This window comes from Streptomyces avidinii, from assembly GCF_014650695.1.
In the GTDB taxonomy this organism is placed as follows: Bacteria; Actinomycetota; Actinomycetes; order Streptomycetales; family Streptomycetaceae; genus Streptomyces; species Streptomyces avidinii.
This window is the reverse complement of sequence record NZ_BMVL01000007.1, coordinates 144,349-160,347: the sequence shown is the minus strand read 5'-3', so window position 1 is coordinate 160,347 and position 15,999 is coordinate 144,349. Positions and strand designations below refer to the sequence as shown.

Genomic DNA, 15,999 nt, shown 5'->3' with positions numbered 1-15,999 from the left:
GCGGGGTGACCCAAGTGACCGAACGCGGGACCTCGTTGTCGGCGGCCCCGCGAGCCGGCGTGCGGCGCCGTTCGCCGGCCGCCGCCGCATGCGTCGTGGGCGGCGCCGTTGCGGCCGGACTCGGGCTCGGCTTCCTCGCCGTGCTCGTCATCGTGCTGTGGATCAGTTCCCCCTACCCCGACAGCGGCCCCGGCGGGGCCCTGCACCTCGCCGCCGGGCTCTGGCTGCTAGCGCACGGGACCGAGCTGGTGCGGTACGACACCCTGTCCGGCGTTCCCGCGCCCGTCGGCATGACGCCCCTGCTCCTCGTCGCGCTGCCCGTGCTGCTCATGCGGCGGGCCGCTCGGCTGGGCAGCGCGGCCGAGGAGGAGGACGAGGTGCTGCCCGCCGGAGCCGTGTTCTCCGCCGTGCTCTGTGGATATCTCGCCGTCGGGGCCGTCGCCACGGTCTACGCCGCCGGCGGCCCCATGTCGGCCGACCCCATCAGCGCGGCCTGGCACATCCCGCTGGTCGCCGTGCTCGCCGCCGCCGGCGGGGTGTGGGGGGCCCGGGGGCGTCCGCTCGGGCCGCTGCCGTCCTGGCTGCCGGGGGGCGTACGGAGGGCTGTCGTGCGCCCCCGGTACGCGCTGGCGCTCCGGGCGGGTGCGGGTGGGGCCCTGGTGCTCCTGGGTGGTGGCGCGCTGGTCGTCGGCGCCTCGCTCGCGTGGCACGGCGCCGAGGTGCAGTCCTCCTTCCTGTCGCTGACCGGGGTCTGGTCGGGCCGCTTCGCGGTCCTGCTGCTTGCGCTGACGCTGATCCCGAACGCCATGGTCTGGGGCGCGTCCTACGCCCTCGGCCCCGGCTTCGCCCTCGGCGCCGACGTGACGGCCGCCCCGCTCGGCTTCCCCGGCGCGCCCGGGCTGCCCCGCTTCCCGTTGCTGGCCGCACTCCCGTCCGCGGGCCCGGGGACCCCGCTGACCTGGTCGGTCGCCGTGGTGCCGGTGGTTGCCGGGCTGGCGGTGGGCTGGTTCGCGGTACGCCGGGCGCGCGAGGTCTCGTACGGGGAGACCGCGCTCACGGCGGCCCTGGGCTCGGTGGTGTGCGGCCTCGCCATGGCCGGGCTCGCGGCGGCGTCGGCGGGGCCGCTGGGTTCGCGGCGGCTCGCCGAGTTCGGGCCGGTGTGGTGGGCCACGGGGGCGGCGGCCCTCGCGTGGACGGCGGTGCTGGCCGTGCCGGTCGCGGTGGCGGTGCATGCGTGGCGGAACCGCCCGGCGATGGGGCCGGGCGGGCTGGACGCGCTGGATGCCGATGACGCGGTGGATGACGGGTGGCACGACAGCGGGGTGCGGGAGGTTCGGTGGGCGGCCATGAGAAAGGCGGCGGGGGCGCTGATTCCCGAGATCGGGGTGTCGGTGCCTACGGCGGTTCCTGAGGTTCCTGCCGCACCCGAGGTGCGGGTGCGGCGGGCCGTGACCGTGGTGGCCGGGCTGGATCTGGATCCGGGCCTGCTTGTGGGGAAATCGGCGGAGTCGGTGGAGCCGGTGGAGCCGGTGTCAGGGCCGTTGGCTCCGCCGGTGGTTGGGGCGCGGGTGCTGGCCCGGCGGAAGCCGCCGCCCGAGTAGGCCGTTCGGGTGCGGCGCCGCTGCCGGGGCGCCGCCCCGGACCCCGCGCCTCAAACGCCGGCGAGGCTGAGAGGTCGCCTCGAACGCCGGCGGGGCTGGGAGTGGGCAGGCGGGGCCGGGAGGGTGCTGTCGGCCGTTACGGGCGGACCTTCAGGACTTCGCCCACCAGGTTGTTCGGGAGGAGGGTGTTGCACTGGAGTTCCGCCGACTTGGTGAGGGCGTCGTCGCGGCACACGTAGAAGTCCTTGTACGCGAGCTGCAGCGCGTACGAGCTCATCGCCAGCAGGATCGCCAGTGAGGCCGTGACCAGCCCGCTCACCGCCGCCGTGCGCTGGGGGCGGGCCGCGGGGCCCAGGGCGTCCAGGCCGCCCGCCGGTGCGGCCGGGGCGCCGTCGGCCGTCGCCGGCACGGGCTTGCCGCGCAGCGCGCTGATTCCCCAGTAGAGGGCGAGCGCCCCGAGCAGAAGTCCCACGGACGGGATCCCGAAGATCCCGAAGAAGAAGCCCCACATGCCGGCCAGCAGCGCGTACCGGGCGCGGCGCTGGATCGGGTCCGTCGGGTCCCAGCGCGTCGGCCCCCGCTGCCCGTCCGAGTCCTTCGGGCTCTCGCCGTTCCCGCCACCGCCACCGTCGCGCGGCTGCCACGGCTGGTCGGGCCGGCCTTCCGGCGGAGCGGCGAAGGGGTTGTCGTCGGTGGGGGAGTCGGGCTGACGGCGGTCCGGCATCGGGTGTGTTTCTTCCCCTGTGTCATGGACGTCGTGAGGACGTCGTGGCGAGGTGGGCCCAGTTTGCGGCTTGTACGCCAGACGCTACCGCCCGGTCGTCCCCCCGTCCCTCGGGGGCTGTCCGGTGTACCGGTATCGTTGCAGGCGGTCGGCGGCTTCGTACGGTTGCCCATATATCGGTACCCCGAAGTTTCGTATGACCACACAAGACGAACACCGCAATCCCGCGAGAAAGGGCCTCCCATGGCCGCCTCCCGCCTGGTCGTGCTGGTCTCCGGTTCCGGCACCAACCTCCAGGCCCTCCTCGATGCCATCGACGCCCACCCCGGCGGATCCGAGGGCTTCGGTGCCGAAGTCGTCGCCGTGGGGGCCGACCGCGAGAACATCGCCGGCCTGGAGCGTGCGGAGAAGGCCGGGATCCCGACCTTCGTCTGCCCGGTCAAGGGCTACGGGAGCCGCGCGGAGTGGGACGTCGCCCTCACCGAGGCGACCGACGCGTACGCGCCGGACCTCGTCGTGTCCGCCGGATTCATGAAGATCGTGGGCAAGGTGTTCATCGACCGCTTCGGCGGCCGGTTCATCAACACCCACCCCGCCCTCCTCCCCGCCTTCCCGGGTGCGCACGGCGTCCGGGACGCCCTCGCGTACGGCGCGAAGGTCGCCGGCTGCACGGTCCACTTCGTGGACAGCGGCGTGGACACCGGTCCGATCATCGCCCAGGGTGTGGTCGAGGTCCGGGACGAGGACGACGAAGCCGCTCTCCATGAGCGCATCAAGGAAGTCGAGCGTCAGCTGCTCGTCGATGTCGTGGGGCGTCTGGCCCGGCACGGCTACCGCATTGAGGGACGAAAGGTAACAATCCAGTGACCGCCGCAGACATCGCAGCGAGCAACGACCCGACCACGAACCAGCGGCCGATCCGGCGTGCGCTCATCAGCGTCTACGACAAGACGGGACTGGAAGAGCTCGCCCGCGGCCTGCACGAGGCCGGCGTCGCGCTCGTCTCCACCGGCTCCACCGCGTCGAGGATCGCCGCGGCCGGAGTGCCCGTCACCAAGGTGGAGGAGCTGACCGGCTTCCCCGAGTGCCTGGACGGCCGGGTCAAGACCCTGCACCCGCGCGTGCACGCCGGCATCCTGGCCGACCTGCGCCTGGAGGACCACCGCAACCAGCTCGCCGAGCTGGGCGTCGAGCCCTTCGACCTGGTGATCGTCAACCTGTACCCCTTCCTGGCGACCGTCCAGTCGGGTGCCACCCCCGACGAGTGCGTGGAGCAGATCGACATCGGCGGCCCGTCGATGGTCCGCGCCGCCGCCAAGAACCACCCCTCCGTCGCGGTCGTCACCAGCCCGGCCCGCTACGCCGACGTCATCGCGGCGGCCCAGGGCGGCGGCTTCGACCTCACCGCCCGCAAGCGGCTCGCGGCCGAGGCCTTCCAGCACACCGCCGCCTACGACGTGGCCGTGGCTTCCTGGTTCACGAACGCGTACGCCCCGGAAGCCCCCGAGGACGACACCGCGGCCCTGCCCGAGTTCCTGGCCGGCGCCTGGGAGCGCAAGTCGACCCTGCGCTACGGCGAGAACCCGCACCAGGCCGCCGCCCTCTACACGGACGGCCAGCCCGGCGGACTCGCCAACGCGGAGCAGCTGCACGGCAAGGAGATGTCCTTCAACAACTACGTGGACACCGAGGCCGCGCGCCGCGCCGCCTACGACCACGAAGAGCCGTGCGTCGCGATCATCAAGCATGCCAACCCGTGCGGCATCGCGGTCGGCGCGGACGTCGCCTCGGCCCACCGCAAGGCGCACGCCTGCGACCCGCTGTCGGCCTTCGGCGGCGTCATCGCCGTCAACCGCCCGGTGACCGTGGAGCTCGCCGAGCAGGTCGCGGAGATCTTCACCGAGGTCATCGCCGCCCCCGCCTACGAGGACGGCGCGGTCGAGGTCCTGGCCAAGAAGAAGAACATCCGCGTCCTGAAGGTGGACGGCACCCCGCACCAGCCGGGCGACCTCAAGCCCATCAGCGGCGGTGCGCTGCTCCAGCAGAGCGACCTCTTCCAGGCCGAGGGCGACGACCCGGCCAACTGGACCCTGGCCACCGGCGATGCCCTGTCCCCGGCGGAGCTCGCCGAACTGGCCTTCGCCTGGAAGGCCTGCCGGGCCGTCAAGTCCAACGCGATCCTGCTCGCCAAGGACGGCGCCTCGGTCGGCGTGGGCATGGGCCAGGTCAACCGCGTGGACTCGGCGAAGCTGGCGGTCGAGCGTGCGGGTGCCGAGCGCGCGCAGGGCTCGTACGCCGCGTCCGACGCCTTCTTCCCCTTCCCGGACGGGCTGGAGATCCTGACGGCGGCGGGCATCAAGGCCGTGGTCCAGCCGGGCGGTTCGGTCCGTGACGAGCAGGTCGTCGAGGCCGCGCAGAAGGCCGGCGTGACCATGTACTTCACCGGGACCCGGCACTTCTTCCACTGAGCCACCCGGCACACCCCGATCTACGGCGAAGGCCGCGTCCCGCAGTGCGGGGCGCGGCCTTCGCCGGTTCCGGTTCCGGGGACTACCGGGTTCAGTACACCGGGCGCTTGAAGTAGTCGCCGGCCTTCGCGAGGCCGATGACGATCGTGAGGCCGAGGGCGAGGGAGACCAGGGCGGGCACCACGGCGATGGCGGTGGGGCCGGTCGAGTACTCGCTGGCACCCAGTGCCGCCAGGTTGACGAGCACGCTGAGGCCGGCGAAGAAGGTCTGGATCGAGCCGTAGACGATGCCGGAGACGCGGACCCCGTTGCGGCCCTTGCCCATCTTGGCCGCCGTCAGGAACGGCCACAGGGCCAGGCCGATCACGATGAGGCCACCGATGACGAAGCCGATGCCGACGGCGGTTCCCGCCTCTTCCGCCGAAGAGCTGGAGGAGCCCGAGAGGGCCGCGGCGAAGACGGTGCCGCCGATGATGACGAACAGGCCGGCCAGCGCCTGCAGGCTACCCAGGATGAAGAGGATGACGCGGGCGGCCTTGGCGCCGCCGGGCATCTCCATGTGGGCCCCGGGGTAGCCGCCCGGGCCACCCGGATATCCGCCGGGCCCGCCCGGGTACCCGGCCGGTCCGCCCGGGTAGCCCTGCGGGGCCTGCTGCGGGTAGGCGTAGCCGCCCTGCGGCGGGACGCCCTGGGGCGCCTGCTGGGGGTAGCCGTAGCCGGGCTGGCCCTGGGGGGCCTGGGGCGGCTGCTGTCCGTACGGGTTGTGCGGTTCGCCGAAGCTCATGGTGGGGTGTTCCTCCGTGGAAGTGCAGGGACGCACGGCACGAGCGCGGAGGAATCCTGCACGGTGCGGTCCCGCCCCCCGGCACTGCCCGCGGCACTCAGTCGTTTCATCGTGGTCCGACCGGCCGTTACTTGTCCAGTTGGTTGCGCTACGGGCGGTGACTTGTTGTGCAAGTGCAATGAACCCTGAGCCCCCGCGAGTGCCTTGACTGGAACCGGGGCCGCCTCATCCGGGAGGATGGGGTCATGACCGCCCAGATTCTCGATGGCAAGGCCACCGCCGCCGCGATCAAGTCCGAACTGACCGCCCGTGTGGCGGCCCTGAAGGCCCGGGGCATCACCCCCGGCCTCGGCACCCTGCTGGTCGGTGACGATCCGGGCAGCCGCTGGTACGTCAACGGCAAGCACAAGGACTGCGCCGAGGTCGGCATCGCCTCCATCCAGCGCGAACTGCCCGGGACGGCCTCCCAGGAGGACATCGAGGCGGTCGTGCGGGAGCTCAACGCCAACCCGGACTGCACCGGCTACATCGTCCAACTCCCGCTCCCCAAGGGCATCGACACCAACCGGGTCCTGGAGCTGATGGATCCGCTGAAGGACGCCGACGGCCTGCACCCCATGTCGCTGGGGCGGCTGGTCCTCAACGAGCCGGGCCCGCTGCCCTGCACCCCGTACGGAATCGTCGAACTGCTGCGCCATCACGGCGTCACGATCAACGGCGCGCACGTCGTCGTCCTCGGCCGCGGAATCACCGTCGGGCGCTCCATCGGCCTGCTGCTGACCCGCAAGTCCGAGAACGCCACCGTGACGCTCTGCCACACCGGTACGCGCGACCTCTCCGGGCTGCTGCGCCAGGCGGACATCATCGTCGCGGCGGCCGGTGTCCCGCACCTGGTCAAGCCGGAGGACGTGCGGCCGGGCGCGGCCGTGCTCGACGTGGGCGTCAGCCGCGACGGGAACGGGAAGATCGTCGGTGATGTGCACCCGGGCGTGGCCGAGGTGGCCGCGTGGATCTCGCCGAACCCGGGCGGGGTCGGCCCGATGACCCGGGCCCAGCTGCTCGTCAATGTCGTCGAGGCGGCGGAACGGACCACCAGTGCAGGCTGAATCGGACGCCGAGAACGCGGCGGGCGGCGGCGCGGCCCGGGCGAACGGCACGCCCGTCGCTCCGGTCGCACCCGTCACGCCGGTCGTCCCCGCCGTGGGGGCCGAACCCGGCCCCCACGGCGGTACCGCCGCGTCCGGTACCGCCGCGTCCGGTACCGCCGCGTCCGGTACCGCCGCGTCCGGTACCGCCGCGTCCGGGGCCGAGACGGCCAGGTCCCGCCGCTTTCCCTCCATCACCCGGGACACCGCCCGCCCCGAGGGCAGCGGTCGCGCCGTGCCCGGGGCCGTGTCCACACCGGCCCGTCAGTGGCCGATGCTCAGCGTGCTCACCGCGACCGCGGTCGGGCTGCTGACCACCGCGCTCGGGCACCCGCGGGTCGGCTGCCTGATCATCGGCGTGGCCCTGCTCGCGGCCTCGGTGATGCGGCGGCTGCTGCCCTCGGTGGGGATGCTCGCGGTCCGCTCCCGCTTCACGGACATGATCACGTACGGGCTGCTGGGTGTGGCGATCACCCTGCTGGCGCTGGTGATGCCCAAGCCGCTGCTGCACATCCCGTTCATGGAGGACGTGGTCCGCTTCACCGTGCGCTAGGCGGGGCGGGGCGGGGCCGGCGCCGTCGGTGCGGCCGGCGCGGTGGGTGCGCCCGTCGCCGTGAGTGCGGTGAGCGCGGCCAGGGCGGCCGCGACGGCCGGCTGGGTCTCGGTGCCCGCCCGGACCAGTGCGTCCAGCGTCCGCCCCGGCCCCGGCAGCTCCCGTACGGCGGCGCCGGGCGGCGGGGCGTCGCACAGCAGCTTCGGCAGGATCGACACGGCCTGACCGGTGGCCACGAGCCACAGACCGGACCGGAGGTCCCCGCACTCGTGGGCGATGAGCGGGGTGAATCCGGCGTTCCGGCAGGCGTGCAGCAGCATCTCGCGGCAGCTGCTCGGGGCCGGCGCCGCGACCCACTCGCACTGCCGAAGCGCGGCGAGCCCGTCCTGCTCGTAGGCGCGGAGCAGGGACCGCGGCAGCGCCAGACACAGCGGATCCTCGAAGAGCGGCACCGCGGTGGTTCCGGGCGCGGGCGGGGCGCCGAGCAGCGGGTAGGCGTAGGTCACCGCCAGGTCCAGGCGGCGCAGGCGCAGCAGCGGCAGTGCCTCCTCCGGGTCCGCCTGCACGATGCGCGGGCGCAGCCGCGGGTGGCGTACGGCCAGCTCGGCGACGAGGGGGGCGGCCACCGTGGCCAGTGCGCTCGGGGCGCAGCCGACCGCGAGCTCCCCGATCGGCTCGGCGTCGAGGGCGCGTACGGCTCCCTCGGCCCGTTCCAGGGCCGCGAGCACCGGTTCGCACGCGGCGGCCAGCGCCTCCCCGGCGGGGGTCAGCCGCAGCCCGCGCCCGTCCTTCTCGACCAGGGCGGCTCCGGCCTCCGCCTCCAGGGCGCGTAGTTGCTGGGAGACGGCCGAGGGCGTGACCCCGTGCAGGTCGGCGACGGCCGTCACCCGGGTGTGCTCCGCCAGGTCCCGCAGGATGACCATGCGCTTCACCCTCGGCCGGGCGGTCCACACGGCCCTGCGCGACCGCGGTCACCAGGTCGTCACCGCCTCCCGCAAGGGCGCCGACGTCCATGTCGACATCACCGACCCCCGCTCCATCCGCGCCATGTACGAGCAGGTGGCGCAGCGGGAGGGTGACATCGACGCGGTGGCGTGCGCGGCCGGCAGCGTGCCGTGGCGCCCGCTTGCCGAGCTGGGTACCGACGACATCCGCGGCGGCCTCGAAGGCAAGGCCGTCAGCCAGATCGAGCTGGTCCGCCAGGGCATCGCGCACCTGCCGGCGCACGCCTCGTACACGCTGGTCACCGGCATCCTGGCACGCGAGCCCCTGCTCACCGGCTCGGTGGCCGCCCTCGTCAACGGCGCCGTCGAGGCCTTCGTGCGCGCCGCCGCCATCGAACTGCCGGGCCGTCAGCGCATCAACGCGGTCAGCCCCACCGTCTTCGAGGAGTCACTCGACGCGTACGGGGACACCTTCGCGGGATTCGACGCCGTCCCGGTCGCCCGCGCGGCGAACGCCTACGTCAAGTCCGTGGAGGGGCACCGGACGGGCCAGATCTTCCTGGTCGAATAGGGGTCCGGGGGCCGGTCGCGCCTTCGAACGCCGGGGTCCGTGTGCCACGCACCACAGGGACCCGGGGGTTAGCCCGGTCCCGGGTCGGATAGCCTGACCGCGGATGTCTCTTCACGTCAAGATTTACAGGGGAGCGGCGTCCTCCAGCACATGGGGCAGGGACGCCCCACCGCCAGCTGTCTAACGGAGAAGGCCATGACCCGCACTCCTGTGAATGTCACCGTCACCGGCGCCGCCGGCCAGATCGGCTACGCGCTGCTCTTCCGCATCGCGTCCGGTCACCTGCTCGGCGCGGACGTGCCGGTCAAGCTCCGTCTTCTGGAGATCCCCCAGGGCATGAAGGCCGCCGAGGGCACCGCCATGGAGCTCGACGACTGCGCCTTCCCGCTGCTCGCCGGCATCGACATCTTCGACGACCCGAACCAGGGCTTCGACGGTGCCAACGTCGCGCTGCTCGTGGGCGCCCGCCCGCGTACCAAGGGCATGGAGCGCGGTGACCTGCTCGCCGCCAACGGCGGCATCTTCAAGCCGCAGGGCCAGGCCATCAACGCGCACGCCGCGGACGACATCAAGGTCCTGGTCGTGGGCAACCCGGCCAACACCAACGCGCTCATCGCGCAGGCCGCCGCCCCGGACGTGCCGGCCGAGCGCTTCACCGCGATGACCCGACTGGACCACAACCGCGCGATCTCGCAGCTGGCCGCCAAGACCGGTGCCGCCGTCTCCGACATCAAGCGACTGACCATCTGGGGCAACCACTCGGCGACCCAGTACCCGGACATCTTCCACGCGGAGATCGCCGGCAAGAACGCCGCCGAGGTCGTCAACGACGAGCTGTGGCTGGCCGACACCTTCATCCCGACCGTCGCCAAGCGCGGCGCCGCGATCATCGAGGCCCGTGGCGCGTCCTCGGCCGCGTCGGCCGCCAACGCCGCCATCGACCACGTCCACACCTGGGTCAACGGCACCGCCGAGGGCGACTGGACCTCGATGGGCATCCCGTCGGACGGCTCCTACGGCGTCCCGGCCGGTCTGATCTCCTCCTTCCCCGTCACCTGCAAGGACGGCAAGTACGAGATCGTCCAGGGCCTGGACGTCAACGAGTTCTCCCGCACCCGCATCGACGCCTCCGTCCAGGAGCTGTCGGAGGAGCGCGACGCGGTCCGCGAGCTCGGCCTGATCTGATCCGGTCGCCCCGACCCGATCCGCTCTTCCTGAAGGCCCCGGCGCATTGCGCCGGGGCCTTTTGGCGCGAACGAGCCTGTCGTGCGCCTGATCACCGTCTTATGGTTTCCCTCCGCACACCGAAAGGGGGATTCGGTGACAGGCACTGCGGACGACAGAACTCCTGTGCACCCTTCGCTCAGCGAGGCCGGCCGGCTGCTGTGCGCCGGCAGCTATCTCGACGCCGCGTACCGCGACCGGGTGATCCAGGAGCTCTATGTCCACGAGGAGCGCTACGTGGCGCCCTCCTACGGCTTCGACGCCGCACGCGTCCTCGCCCACGCACTCCAGGCCCGCCGCGCCGAAGTGGCCTGGGCCTCGGCCGTCATCGCGGTGTGGGGCCTCGGACTGGTGATGGCCCAGGCACTCGTGATCTTCCTGCTGATCCCGGCCGCGTTCCTGAGCGGGGCCGGACGGATCGAGCGCCGTCGCGTGACGCGCGCACGCGGCAGCCGCTTCCTCGAACTCCTCCTGCGCGCATGCGGGTACGTCCTCCTCATCGGCGTCGTCCTGGGTGTACTGGTCGGCGCGGTCGACGGCCGGACGGGAGTCGGAGGGACCGACGAGTCGCTTGTCGTATACGAGTCCTTCCTCCAGGAGTTCGACGAGCAGCCCTTCGGCCTGGGCTTCGTCCTCGCGCTGCCCGTACTCGGCTACGCGCTCGCGGCCTCGTACGCCTGGACGGCCCTGATCGTCTTCGGCCTGCTGTCCCTGGTCGTCGGCCTCCAGCGGGGCCACTTCGCCCGCGTCATCAGCACCTCGCTCAGCAGGACGCAGTACGCCGACCCGAACGCCGACCCCGCCTCCGGCAGGCGCTTCCTCAGGGCCCGCGACCGAATCCTGCGGACCCAGCACAGCCGCCTGGTCATCTACAACGTCGACGACCCGTTCTGCGGCGCGGGCGCCGCGTACCGCCCCTGGCACCTGTCGGTCGAACTGCGCCCCCGCACGGACGGCGTCGAGCCCGAACCGCTGGACAACGAGCGGATCGTGGCCCGGATCAGGCCGCGGCTGGAGGCCCTGCGCATCCCGTCGCCGCACGGCTCACCGGAGGCCGAGCAGGCCGTACTGGACCGGCTGCGGGAACTGGTCGTGGACGAGTGCGTGTTCCTGCCGGCGTCCGGGCTGCCGGCCGCGTTCGAGCCGGACCTCTCGGACAGCGCGTTCGACGCGCACCGGGCCGGAGCCGTGGAGGAGGGCGGGGAGCGCCGCCGCCACTTCCTGCGGGTACGGGTCGGCGGCTGGGACGAGAACCTCGTCATCACCGTCTTCGTACGCGTCCACACGCAGGGCGGGATGCTGATGCTGGAGGTGGCGCCGCACGTGCTGCTGCCCGTACGGCGCCAGTTCCAGGAGGCCGACGACGTGGCCCGGCGCCACTTGCGGAACAACCCCTTCGCCAAGACGGTCTGGGCGCTGAAGCACGCCCCCCGCTCGCTCTCCAAGGCGCTCACCACCCTGTCGGGCGGCAGCCGCGGCCCGTGGCAGATCGCCACGGAGGGCCACGGCGGCGCGCTCCCGGCCGGTCCGGCCGTGTCCGTGCGCGAGCTGGCGGCGCAGGAGGACGCCTCGCTGTTCCAGCTGATGGACCTGGACCGGTACCTGAAGACCATTCAGGACCGGATCGTGGCCGGCGTGACCGTGGCCCTGCACGAAGCGGGCTGGCACACGGAGGAGTTCGCGCAGCGCGCGGTCACCGTGGCGGAGGGCGGGGTGTACATCCAGTCGGTGAGCCACAGCGCGTTCAGCGTGGGCGGCAGCGGACACAGCAATCGGACGAGCCATCACACGGACAGGGGAGATCGGCAGTGACGCAAGACGGGGGAACCGGGGAGGTGCGGATCAACCGCGTCTCGGACAGCACCTTCAGCATCGGCGGCACCAACATCACCAACACCACCGTCCACCACGACGGTACGGGGGCGGCCGCCCCGGGCGCGGCGGAACTGCTGCAGGCCGTACGGGAGCTGCGCATCGCCCTCGTCCACCTGCCCCGCAGCGCCGACCGGTCGGCGCTCGACGCCGAACTGGACGAGGCCGCGGGCGAGCTGGAGGAAGCCGGGGAGATCCGGCCCGGCCTGCCCGCCCGGCTGAGGGGTGCGCTGCAGCGCTGGGCCCCCGTGGTGGACTCGGTGAACGCGGCCGCCGCCCTCGGCGGGCTGCTCGCCTCGTTGGGGAGCTGACCGGTGGCCACGGGCGGCGGCGCCCACTGGAATCCGCAGTCGCAGCGCTGGGAGTGGGCGGAACAGCCGCCGCCGCCCCCGCCCCCGCCCCCGCCCCCGCCCCGCCCGCAAGGGGGCGGACCGGGCCGGGAGCAGTCGTGGAAGGTCCCGCTGCTGGTGGCCCTCGGGGCCGCGGTGGTGGGCGGCTGTGCCATGGCGGGATGGCTCCTGCTCGGCGACGAGGAGCCGAAGAAACCCGCCGCGGCCCCGTCGGCCTCGGGTACCCCGGCCCCGCCGTCCGGTACGCGTTCGAACGCGGCCCCGACCGCAGCCGCCTCCGGGTCGCCCTCGGTCCCGCCGCCGTACACGGTGGTCCGCGACGACGGCGGTTTCTCGGTCGCCGTCCCCACGGGCTGGGAGCGCAGTCACGACGAGGACGGCAGCGGCTCCTTCTACCGGCGGCCCGGGGACCGCAGCGCGCTGGTCCAGATCTTTCGCGTCACCGAGCCGGACGGTGTCGGAGCGTGCGAGCTGCTGCGGATCTCCTCGGAGGCCCTCGGCGTCCGTCCCGGCTACCAGGAGGTCTCCCTCGATCCGGTGTCCGGTGGGTCCTGCGAGCTGGTGTACGAGTACGACAACCCGGAGTCGTACGGACGCCGCCGCGCGATCGAGCGGATCACCGTCGCCCCGGACGGCCGACGGTGGGCACTGCTGGCGGCCGGACCGGCCGCCGACGGCGCGGCGGTGCGCGCGAACCTGACGGCGGCCGTGGAGTCCTTCAGGACGGACTGACGGGTCTGACCGGACTGACGGGTCTGACCGGACTGACCGGACTGGCCGGACCGGCCGGACCGGACTACTTGTACATGCCCGGGGTGTAGTGGCCCGGAACCATGCGGGTGGTGACTCCGATACGGTTCCAGACGTTGATCGTCGCGATCACGGCGATCAGCTGGGCCAGCTCGCGCTCCTCGAACTGCTCGGCGGCCTTCTCGTAGACCTCGTCGGGCACGAAGCCGTCCGTCAGGACGGTGACCGCCTCGGTGAACTCGATCGCGGCGAGCTCCTTCTCGGTGTAGAAGTGCCGCGACTCCTCCCAGGCACCCAGCTGGACGATGCGCTCCACGCTCTCGCCTGCGGCGATCGCGTCCTTGGTGTGCATGTCGAGGCAGAAGGCGCAGTGGTTGAGCTGGGAGGCGCGGATCTTGACGAGCTCGACCAGGGAGGGGTCCAGTCCCTTCTTGGAGGCGATCTCCAGAGCCAGCACGGCCTTGTAGACCTCGGGGGCGAGCTTCGCCATGTGCAGGCGCGGGGTGTGCTCGGGGGCGTGTTCATGTGTGGTCGTCATGTGATCCACCCTAGGAGCCGGGCGGCCCACCGATATGGTCCATATTCATGACGGAATCGTGGGCCACTTTCGGCGCCGACCTCCACCTGCAGCTGGACCTCACGGCCGGACGCCGGCTGCGGGCCGGGCTCACCGAGGCCCTGCGCGAGGCCGCGCGCAGCGGTCGGCTGGCTGCCGGGACCCGGCTGCCGTCCTCGCGCACCCTCGCCGCCGACCTGGGCATCGCCCGGAACACGGTCGCCGAGGCGTACGCCGAGCTCGTCGCCGAGGGCTGGCTGACGGCCCGCCGGGGCTCCGGCACCCGCGTCGCCGAACGGGCCCGGCCGCGCCGTCCGGCGGCGGCCGGCCCCGTACGGCGCCCTGCGCGCAGCGGGCCCGCGTACAGCCTGGTGCCGGGCTCCCCGGACCTGGGGGGCTTCCCGCGCGCGGCCTGGCTGTCGGCGGCCCGCCGGGCCCTGACCGATGCGCCGAACGAGGCCTTCGGCTACGCGGCCGACCCGCGCGGCCGCGTCGAGCTCCGGCGGGCGCTGGCCGGTTACCTGGCGCGGGCGCGCGGGGTGTACGCGGACCCCGAACGCATCGTGCTCTGCGCGGGCTTCCGGCACGGGCTGACCCTGCTGGCGGGCGTGCTGCGGGCGCGGCGGGTGCGGGAGGTGGCGGTGGAGGGGTACGGCCTGGACTTCCACCGGAACCTGCTGGTGCGGGCGGGGCTGCGGACGCGCCCGCTGGGCGTGGACGGGGAAGGGGCCAGGACGGGGGAGCTGACCGCGGCGGCGGGCGCGGTGCTGCTGACCCCGGCGCACCAGTTCCCGACGGGCGTGGCCCTGACTCCGGCGCGGCGGGCGGCCGCGGTCGACTGGGCCCGGACCACGGGCGGGCTGATCCTGGAGGACGACTACGACGGGGAGTTCCGCTACGACCGCCAGCCGGTCGGGGCGCTCCAGGGCCTTGATCCGGACCGGGTGGTGTACCTGGGCACGGCGAGCAAGTCGCTGGCCCCCGGGCTGCGGATGGGCTGGATGGTGGTCCCGCCGGGGCTGCTGGAGGAGGTGCTCGCCGCCGGCCGGCCCACGGATTGGGCGTGCGGCGCGCTGGACCAGCTGACGCTGGCGCAGTTCATCACCTCCGGGGCCTACGACCGGCACGTGCGTGGGATGCGGCTGCGGTACCGGCGGCGCCGGGACGAGCTGGTGGCGGCGGTGGGGGACCGGGTGGGGGTGTCGGGGATCGCGGCGGGACTGCACGCGGTGCTGGACCTCCCGGCGGGATCGGAGCGGGTGGTCCTCCAGTCGGCCGCCTGGCAGGACCTGGCCCTGCACGGGCTGGCGCGGTTCCGGCACCCGGAGGCGGAGGTTTCGGGGCGGGATGCGGTGGTCGTCGGCTACGGGACCCCGTCGGACAGCGCGTGGTCCCCGACCCTGGCGGCCCTGGCGGCGGCCCTCCCGTGACCTGCGGCGCCGTGTCGGGGGCGCTGCCCCCGCGCCCCCGCGCCTCAAACGCCGGCGGGGCCGAGGGAGCGCCTCACACGCCGGCGGGGCTGGATTGGGTACCGGCCGGGGGTTCGGCCGGGGGTTCGCCGAAGCGGGCCAGGGCCAGGGATCCGGCCACCGCCACCGCGAAGCCCGTCACCGCCAGCCAGGCCAGGCCCTCGCGGGTGCTGTCGCCGAGCCAGACCACGCCCACCACCGCCGGACCGATGGTCTCGCCGAGCACCAGACCCGCCGTCGCCACCGTCACCGAGCCGCGCGCCAGCGCCGAGGTGAGGAGCAGGAAGGCCGCGCCACCGCCCAGCAGGAGGGCGTACAGAGCGGGGTTGCGCAGGTCCCAGGGCGAGTCGATGAGCCGGACCGAGACCTCCACCACCCCGAAGCCCGTCCCCGCCGCGAGGCCGAGCACGAGCGCCCGCGGCCCGTCCGGCAGCCGCCCCGCGACCACGCCGACCAGCAGCACCAGCCCCGCCACCGCCAGCATTCCCAGCTTCAGCGCGAGCGACCCGGTCCCGGTGCCCTCCTCCCCGGCGGAGAGCCCGAGCATCACCAGCCCCGCGCACACCACCGCCACCGCGCCCCATTCGATCCGGGACAGCCGCACCCGCAGCAGCCGCGCCGCGACCACCGCCGTGACCGCCAGGCTGGCCGCCAGCGCCGCCCCCACCGCGTAGATCGGGACGTGCCGCAGCGCGATGATCTGGAGCACGAAGCCGGCTCCGTCCAGGCCGAGGCCCGCCAGGTAGCGCCACTCCCGCACGGCCCGCAGGAACAGCGCCGTGTCCACGCCGGAGCCCGTACCCGGCTCCCCCGACCGCACCGCGACGGCCTGCAGAACCGAGGCCGTACCGAAGCAGACAGCCGCACCGAGCGCGCAAATCATCCCAATAAGCACGAACTGACTCTAGATCACGGATCTCACGACGGCCGGATTCCATCGGCCGGGGGCCCCGCTCTACTCTGTCGGCAGCACGCGAGGCCCCAGGGG

General features: G+C 73.4%; 16 protein-coding genes. 11 read left to right on the top strand and 5 right to left on the bottom strand.

Features of this window, described 5'->3' with window-relative positions; all coding sequences use genetic code 11:
- Positions 1–5: 5 nt before the first annotated feature.
- A complete protein-coding gene (locus IE257_RS19840; RefSeq protein ID WP_189970478.1) occupies positions 6–1,601 on the top strand; it encodes a cell division protein PerM in 1,596 nt (531 codons plus the stop codon).
- A gap of 136 nt (positions 1,602–1,737) precedes the next feature.
- Here IE257_RS19840 and IE257_RS19835 read toward each other — a convergent pair whose 3' ends face one another.
- The gene (locus IE257_RS19835) at positions 1,738–2,325 is read right to left on the bottom strand and encodes a hypothetical protein (protein ID WP_189970476.1); all 588 of its coding nucleotides are present in this window, start codon (positions 2,323–2,325) and stop codon (positions 1,738–1,740) included.
- A 243-nt stretch (positions 2,326–2,568) separates the two neighbouring features.
- Here IE257_RS19835 and purN point away from each other — a divergent pair, with 243 nt between their 5' ends.
- Both purN and purH read left to right on the top strand, forming a co-directional pair.
- Positions 2,569–3,192, top strand: a complete 624-nt coding sequence (gene purN / locus IE257_RS19830) for a phosphoribosylglycinamide formyltransferase (RefSeq protein WP_189970474.1) — start codon at positions 2,569–2,571, stop codon at positions 3,190–3,192.
- Positions 3,189–4,793, top strand: coding sequence for a bifunctional phosphoribosylaminoimidazolecarboxamide formyltransferase/IMP cyclohydrolase (gene purH, locus IE257_RS19825; protein ID WP_229920526.1), 1,605 nt, complete (start codon positions 3,189–3,191; stop codon positions 4,791–4,793). The genes purN and purH overlap by 4 nt, the downstream gene beginning before the upstream one ends.
- A gap of 91 nt (positions 4,794–4,884) precedes the next feature.
- On the opposite strand, the gene IE257_RS19820 is transcribed toward purH, so the two are convergent.
- Positions 4,885–5,577 (bottom strand): hypothetical protein, encoded by a 693-nt coding sequence (locus IE257_RS19820; protein WP_189970472.1) that lies wholly within the window; start codon positions 5,575–5,577, stop codon positions 4,885–4,887.
- Positions 5,578–5,822: 245 nt separating this feature from the next.
- On the opposite strand from IE257_RS19820, the gene IE257_RS19815 reads away from it, so the two are divergent.
- Both IE257_RS19815 and IE257_RS19810 read left to right on the top strand, forming a co-directional pair.
- Positions 5,823–6,683, top strand: a complete 861-nt coding sequence (locus IE257_RS19815; RefSeq protein WP_189970470.1) for a bifunctional methylenetetrahydrofolate dehydrogenase/methenyltetrahydrofolate cyclohydrolase — start codon at positions 5,823–5,825, stop codon at positions 6,681–6,683.
- Positions 6,673–7,275: a DUF3017 domain-containing protein gene (locus IE257_RS19810; protein WP_229920525.1), complete on the top strand. Its 603-nt coding sequence runs from the start codon at positions 6,673–6,675 to the stop codon at positions 7,273–7,275. The genes IE257_RS19815 and IE257_RS19810 overlap by 11 nt, the downstream gene beginning before the upstream one ends.
- Here IE257_RS19810 and IE257_RS19805 read toward each other — a convergent pair.
- Positions 7,272–8,198, bottom strand: a complete 927-nt coding sequence (locus IE257_RS19805) for a LysR family transcriptional regulator (protein ID WP_189970466.1) — start codon at positions 8,196–8,198, stop codon at positions 7,272–7,274. The two genes, IE257_RS19810 and IE257_RS19805, sit on opposite strands and share 4 nt — an antisense overlap.
- Here IE257_RS19805 and IE257_RS19800 point away from each other — a divergent pair.
- The 5 genes from IE257_RS19800 (at position 8,191) to IE257_RS19780 (ending at position 12,968) form a co-directional block, all read left to right on the top strand.
- Positions 8,191–8,790: a short chain dehydrogenase gene (locus IE257_RS19800; protein WP_189970464.1), complete on the top strand. Its 600-nt coding sequence runs from the start codon at positions 8,191–8,193 to the stop codon at positions 8,788–8,790. The genes IE257_RS19805 and IE257_RS19800 overlap by 8 nt on opposite strands.
- 195 nt (positions 8,791–8,985) lie before the next feature.
- A complete protein-coding gene (locus IE257_RS19795) occupies positions 8,986–9,975 on the top strand; it encodes a malate dehydrogenase (RefSeq protein ID WP_189970462.1) in 990 nt (329 codons plus the stop codon).
- Positions 9,976–10,110: 135 nt separating this feature from the next.
- Positions 10,111–11,826, top strand: coding sequence for an AbeC-like domain-containing protein (locus IE257_RS19790; protein WP_229920524.1), 1,716 nt, complete (start codon positions 10,111–10,113; stop codon positions 11,824–11,826).
- Positions 11,823–12,197, top strand: coding sequence for a hypothetical protein (locus IE257_RS19785; RefSeq protein WP_189970460.1), 375 nt, complete (start codon positions 11,823–11,825; stop codon positions 12,195–12,197). The genes IE257_RS19790 and IE257_RS19785 overlap by 4 nt, the downstream gene beginning before the upstream one ends.
- 3 nt (positions 12,198–12,200) lie before the next feature.
- Positions 12,201–12,968, top strand: coding sequence for a serine/threonine kinase C-terminal domain-containing protein (locus tag IE257_RS19780; RefSeq protein ID WP_189970458.1), 768 nt, complete (start codon positions 12,201–12,203; stop codon positions 12,966–12,968).
- 64 nt (positions 12,969–13,032) lie between these two features.
- On the opposite strand, the gene IE257_RS19775 is transcribed toward IE257_RS19780, so the two are convergent.
- A complete protein-coding gene (locus IE257_RS19775) occupies positions 13,033–13,524 on the bottom strand; it encodes a carboxymuconolactone decarboxylase family protein (protein WP_189970456.1) in 492 nt (163 codons plus the stop codon).
- A 47-nt stretch (positions 13,525–13,571) separates the two neighbouring features.
- On the opposite strand from IE257_RS19775, the gene pdxR reads away from it, so the two are divergent.
- A complete protein-coding gene (pdxR, locus tag IE257_RS19770) occupies positions 13,572–14,972 on the top strand; it encodes a MocR-like pyridoxine biosynthesis transcription factor PdxR (RefSeq protein ID WP_189970454.1) in 1,401 nt (466 codons plus the stop codon).
- A 73-nt stretch (positions 14,973–15,045) separates the two neighbouring features.
- On the opposite strand, the gene IE257_RS19765 is transcribed toward pdxR, so the two are convergent.
- Positions 15,046–15,906 carry a DMT family protein gene (locus IE257_RS19765; protein ID WP_229920523.1) on the bottom strand — a complete coding sequence of 287 codons (861 nt, stop codon included), beginning with the start codon at positions 15,904–15,906 and terminating at the stop codon, positions 15,046–15,048.
- Positions 15,907–15,999 lie beyond the last annotated feature (93 nt).

Coding starts and splice junctions, on each gene's coding strand:
- IE257_RS19820 (WP_189970472.1), bottom strand. CDS start 5,577: ATGAGCTTCGGCGAACCGCACAACCCGTACGGACAGCAGCCGCCCCAG.
- IE257_RS19815 (WP_189970470.1), top strand. CDS start 5,823: ATGACCGCCCAGATTCTCGATGGCAAGGCCACCGCCGCCGCGATCAAG.
- IE257_RS19805 (WP_189970466.1), bottom strand. CDS start 8,198: ATGGTCATCCTGCGGGACCTGGCGGAGCACACCCGGGTGACGGCCGTC.
- IE257_RS19800 (WP_189970464.1), top strand. CDS start 8,191: ATGACCATGCGCTTCACCCTCGGCCGGGCGGTCCACACGGCCCTGCGC.
- IE257_RS19795 (WP_189970462.1), top strand. CDS start 8,986: ATGACCCGCACTCCTGTGAATGTCACCGTCACCGGCGCCGCCGGCCAG.
- IE257_RS19835 (WP_189970476.1), bottom strand. CDS start 2,325: ATGCCGGACCGCCGTCAGCCCGACTCCCCCACCGACGACAACCCCTTC.
- IE257_RS19775 (WP_189970456.1), bottom strand. CDS start 13,524: ATGACGACCACACATGAACACGCCCCCGAGCACACCCCGCGCCTGCAC.
- pdxR (WP_189970454.1), top strand. CDS start 13,572: ATGACGGAATCGTGGGCCACTTTCGGCGCCGACCTCCACCTGCAGCTG.
- purN (WP_189970474.1), top strand. CDS start 2,569: ATGGCCGCCTCCCGCCTGGTCGTGCTGGTCTCCGGTTCCGGCACCAAC.